This is a genomic window from Caldibacillus sp. 210928-DFI.2.18, assembly GCF_020554505.1.
Taxonomy (GTDB): domain Bacteria; phylum Bacillota; class Bacilli; order Bacillales; family Caldibacillaceae; genus Caldifermentibacillus; species Caldifermentibacillus hisashii.
This window is the reverse complement of sequence record NZ_JAJCHL010000145.1, coordinates 1-4,873: the sequence shown is the minus strand read 5'-3', so window position 1 is coordinate 4,873 and position 4,873 is coordinate 1. Positions and strand designations below refer to the sequence as shown.

Annotated in this window: 3 protein-coding genes; 2 read left to right on the top strand and 1 reads right to left on the bottom strand. The window is 34.4% G+C overall.

Translation table 11 applies throughout. The annotated features are described in order from the left end of the window. Positions 1-251: 251 nt before the first annotated feature. Both LIZ98_RS16910 and LIZ98_RS16905 read left to right on the top strand, forming a co-directional pair. On the top strand, positions 252-2,240 hold the full coding sequence (locus LIZ98_RS16910; protein WP_227140335.1) for a tetratricopeptide repeat protein: 1,989 nt from the start codon (positions 252-254) through the stop codon (positions 2,238-2,240). A 532-nt stretch (positions 2,241-2,772) separates the two neighbouring features. Beyond that, positions 2,773-3,294 (top strand): DUF4367 domain-containing protein, encoded by a 522-nt coding sequence (locus LIZ98_RS16905; RefSeq protein ID WP_227140336.1) that lies wholly within the window; start codon positions 2,773-2,775, stop codon positions 3,292-3,294. A gap of 238 nt (positions 3,295-3,532) precedes the next feature. On the opposite strand, the gene LIZ98_RS16900 is transcribed toward LIZ98_RS16905, so the two are convergent. Next, on the bottom strand, positions 3,533-4,375 hold the full coding sequence (locus LIZ98_RS16900) for an aldo/keto reductase (RefSeq protein WP_227140337.1): 843 nt from the start codon (positions 4,373-4,375) through the stop codon (positions 3,533-3,535). Positions 4,376-4,873: the final 498 nt, after the last annotated feature.

Here is a 4,873-nt window from a genome sequence, read left to right as displayed (position 1 = left end):
TACTTCCCAAAACCATTTACATCAAGCATTTAAACAAGATTTTGGACTGCGAAAGTTGAGTTATCTACAAAGAATAACAAAACTAGACAAAATGTAAACTATCATATTTGTTTCGTTGGTTGCTAACGGTTTATTGATTAAAAAGAGGCGTATTTGTTTAATTAAAATGGATTACATACCTTCAAATCAAATGTATATAATTGTATACTAAATTTAAAGTAAACTCAGTAACAATTAAAGGATGAAGTGCAATGAAAAAAATAGGTAGGAACGACTTATGTCCGTGTGGCAGTGGAAAGAAATATAAGAACTGCTGTGGAAAGAGTAATGTTATTACGATGGAATCTTTAATAGAGAAGGAATTAATGAATGTACAGGTGGATCTTCTTAAGTTTGCACTTGAAAATTATGAAGAAGAAGTGAATGAATTCATTGCAGATTGGATAGAAGACTTGGATATTCCCGAGGAAGCTCTTGAGATGTTTTACTTTTTTACATTAGTATGGGCGATTACCGATTTTGAAATATATGGAAAAACAATACTTGAACATTTTATTGATAAAAAAGGTTCGAAATGGAATCGTCCAAGGATAAGGAATATTTTACCAACATGGAGTCAAGCAAAACCTTCCGTTGCCATCATTGAAGAGCAAGATGAAAATCAGCTGTTAACGCTAGAAGATATTTTTACTAATGAAATAAAAAAAGTGAAGGTACTGGAGGACCATCCGGTAGAAACGGGTGGAATTGTGGTTGGTATTCTCTTGCCTGCAGGTGAAATATTTATTTTCTTTACTTCATTTATTGATTTACCGGCTGGTTTAACAGAAAAAGTCAAGAAAGGGGTATATCAACTATTTGAAAAAAGTGACGAAGGGAATCCAAACGAATTTTTATCTACTTTTTACCCTGAAATCCTTCATTTCTTTATATTTGGTCCAAATCCAGCTGCAGAAGATTTAGAATGGTTATCCCCAAAACATTTAGAAGTTGCCCAAGAATTTCAGGATTATATGGAAGATATATATGATGAAGTCATTATAAAGTTGGGTGTCTACCTCTGGCACCAATATTGTTTGAAGAAAAATCCGAAAGTTATGAAACCAAGTGTCTATGTTGCGACATTAAGATATTTAATCGATCAATTCATTCCTTATGGAGAATGGGTTACGCAAAATGAATTAGCTGAGGAGTTTGGAATTTCCAGCAGTAGTTTATCTGCCAAGTACCGAGATATGGAAAAGGTACTCAAAGAAGAATTGGATGAACTGGAGGAAAAACTTGCTAATAGTGCTGATGAAATGTATGACGATTTTCAACATGAGGGCGATGATGAATTTTTGGTGGAGAACTTTGCCGAGGAAGAGGATTCCTTCATCAATTCGAGATTTAGCATGGAGCGAGAACTTCTGAGATTGGAAAATGAAACGAGCAATCGAGATTTTGAAACAATGGATGATATCCAAACATTTTTAAATCAACAAGTAAATCAACAAGGTGCCAAGAGAATCCTATCCAATAAGGAAAAAGCACAGGAATTATTATATGACGCGTATGAATCGACCGGTAATAAGCGGATAGAATTGGCAAAAAAAGCACTAAAATTATATCCGAACAGTCCGGATGCTTACAATATTTTAGCTGAATTGGAACTAAATCCGCTTAAAGAAGAGCAACTTTTACTAAAGGCTATAGAGGTTGGAGAAAAAGAACTAGGAAAAGATTTTATTAAAGAAAATAAGGGATACTTCTGGGGAATTGTTAGTACTAGACCTTATATGAGAGCGAAATTCAATTATGCTGATTTCTTACATGAAAATGAACGGTTTGAAGAGGCGATTCGCCAGTATGAAGACCTCTTAGAATTAAATCCAAATGATAATCAAGGTGCTCGCTACGAGTTATTTATTGTCTATGTGGAATCGGGATTATTTAAAAAAGCAGAGGCTCTCTTAAAGAAATATAACGAAACAACAACAGCAAACGGAGCCTATAATTTAGTGTTGATTGAACTTTTACAAAATGGTGTGACGAATAAGGCAAAACAACTTCTGAAAAAAGCAAAACAGCAAAATCCATATGTGCCCGATTATTTATTGGGGAAAAAGGATATACCGATGTATCTGCCTAGCCACTATCAATTAGGTAGTGAATCAGAAGCCATTATTTACGCTGATAATCATTGGACCTTATGGGCAGGGAACCCTAAATTACTGGATTTTCTAAAGAAAGGTAAGTAAGCAGGTTTTCACTTACCAGTGGAGAACCTGAATGATTTTCCTAATATACAAAAAAGAAGTGACAGCTTGAAACTTGATTGAGCGATCACTTCTTTTTTATATAATAAATGAAAAGGATCCCGTCTCTTACCTTATCGTAATTTCCGGTTTACATAAATATAAAAATAACCTATTTCCCTTGAAACACCGGCTTTCATTTCTTAGCAAAGGCTTAAATCCCTTCCTAAACATAATTCGTTCCAAAACATTGTTTGATATAAGCGCATTCTATAGAAAAACATGAAAGAATTAATAAAATTGATTCAAAGTTAACTCGTGCAGTGCATCTCCAACGTTTATTAAGGTTATTTGCTAGTTTAACTCTTGAATAGTCGAGTAAGTAAATTATAAAGAATTTTTAACTTTTTTGAGAATAAACGATTAGATTGTTCGTTGTATTTTATGAAAAGGCCTTTTCAAATATTTTGAAAGACATATAGGAATAGCAAAAGAGCATCTAACAGAAGAAGAGTTTAACAATTACAGTCAACTAATGAAAGAACAGGTTGAAACAGAAAGTAAGTTACAAAAAGAAAAAAGAGAGCCCAATGAAGAAGAAGTAAAAAGGCTACATCAAATTACAGAAATGCTGCAATTTTATGAAAATGAATTTGCACTAATTGAAGCCCAACAGTTGGTAAGTTACCTTATTGCAAAACCACCATATATACCCAATGGATATAAACAAGTTAACGAAAGTTTCTATCTTGCAGAAAAAGATATGGGTGAAGATCCAACCGTTGAATTAGAATATAGCAATGAGGAGGCAAGTTTTTCGACATCCCAACAGGGAATTGCTCAAACAAATGACTTAGAATATTTATGGCGAAATTTCGAGGAGTCAGAATCATATTCATTACATGGATTTGAGTTTGTTTACGTAAAGTCTGAAAAAATGAACGCAACCGGTATGAGGGTAGCTGTACCTGAAAAAGGATATAAAATCACATGGATTGCAGATAAATTATCAAAAGAAGAAATGGAAAAAATATTGCTGTCTATGGTTGAAAAGTAATTGAATTTTATTTTCGATGAATCTTTAAAATTATTATTCTAAAATAATTATGCTATTAGATATTACGGGAAAAATCAGTTATCTTCGTCATTGCAGGAATTATGAATGAAACATTAATAAATCAATCTTTAAACAATAAAGATGCATGGATTTATTCTTCCATGCATCTTTTGGATATTGACACAAAAAAGTTTTCGAAGGTCGATGGATCTAGTTGGCAAAATTTCACGAGAGATTGTTAAAATTCCTCATAAATGGCCGGGTCTTGATTTTGCAACCTGCCATCCGGCCTTGTTAGTCCATTAATCATTTTCATTTCTGATTCGTCTAAGGAAAAATCAAAAATAGAGAGATTTTCCAATTGCCGCTCTGGTGAAGCAGATTTTGGTATAGAAATTGCCCCTAATTGATAATGCCAGCGTAAAATAATTTGAGATACGGTCTTTTGGTGGCGGTTTGCAATTTGTTTTATGGTTTCATTTTCGAGAACGGCATTGGCTCTTCCTAGAGGACTCCATGATTCGGTTATAATATAATGTTCTTGATGATATTTTCTTTGTTGTCCCTGGTTAAAAAATGGATGTAATTCAATTTGATTAATACTTGGTTTGACACCGGTTTCTTTCTCTAATCGTTCAAGATGTTCCGGTAAAAAATTGCAAACACCGATGGACCGGATGAATCCCCATTTTTTTGCATCAATTAATGCCTGCCAAGCTTCAACATATTTGTCTTGTTTTGGATTTGGCCAATGAATTAAATATAAATCATAATAATCGAGATGAGCACGATATAAAGATTCTTGGATGGCTGTAATAGCTAGTTCATAGGATTGATAGCGACCAGGCAATTTGGATGTAATGAGAAGATCCTGTCTTGGAACAGAACTACGTCGAACAGCCTCACCAACCGTCCCTTCGTTTTCATAGTTATAGGCACTGTCAATTAAGCGATAACCGAGGTTGATTGCGCTCGTGATGGCATTGACACCCATACTACCTTTTAATTTGTATGTACCCAGACCAATAACCGGTAAGGTAAGTCCGTCATTTAAAGTAATCTCCGGTACTTGATTCATCATACGCTCTCCTTTCTATCCCATATTCCGCACGTGATATGAATGAAGCTGTTTAAAGTATTGTCAACAATTTTTGCGTATTCACCTTAACGTAAAACTGAAACATTGTGAAGTCTGTTCATCAATTTACTATGATTTTAGCTTTCAGAACGAATTATGAGACACTGTACGGAATTTGGTCTATACAATTATTTTATATGAATTTGAAAAAAATTTGAAATGTAATGATGACATAGTAAGAAACACCCAAAAAGTAAAAAGGACACTTAGGTATTGTACCATGGAAAACCAATAAATCGGGGAACTCGTTTTCGTCACCATTTTGGGGTGAAAAATGCTCTATTTTGGCGACGAGACCCGTTCTCGTCACCATTTTGGGTTGGAAAAAGCTCAATTTTGGCGGCGAGACCCGTTCTCGTCACCATTTTGGGGTGAGAAACTCCATTTTTTGACGACGAGCCTCAATCTCGTCACCGTTTTTAAGTGAAAAATGCTTGTTTT

Bases quoted from the DNA above. Each gene is read 5' to 3' on its own strand.
- LIZ98_RS16910 (WP_227140335.1), top strand. From the start codon at position 252: ATGAAAAAAATAGGTAGGAACGACTTATGTCCGTGTGGCAGTGGAAAG.
- LIZ98_RS16905 (WP_227140336.1), top strand. From the start codon at position 2,773: ATGAAAGAACAGGTTGAAACAGAAAGTAAGTTACAAAAAGAAAAAAGA.
- LIZ98_RS16900 (WP_227140337.1), bottom strand. From the start codon at position 4,375: ATGATGAATCAAGTACCGGAGATTACTTTAAATGACGGACTTACCTTA.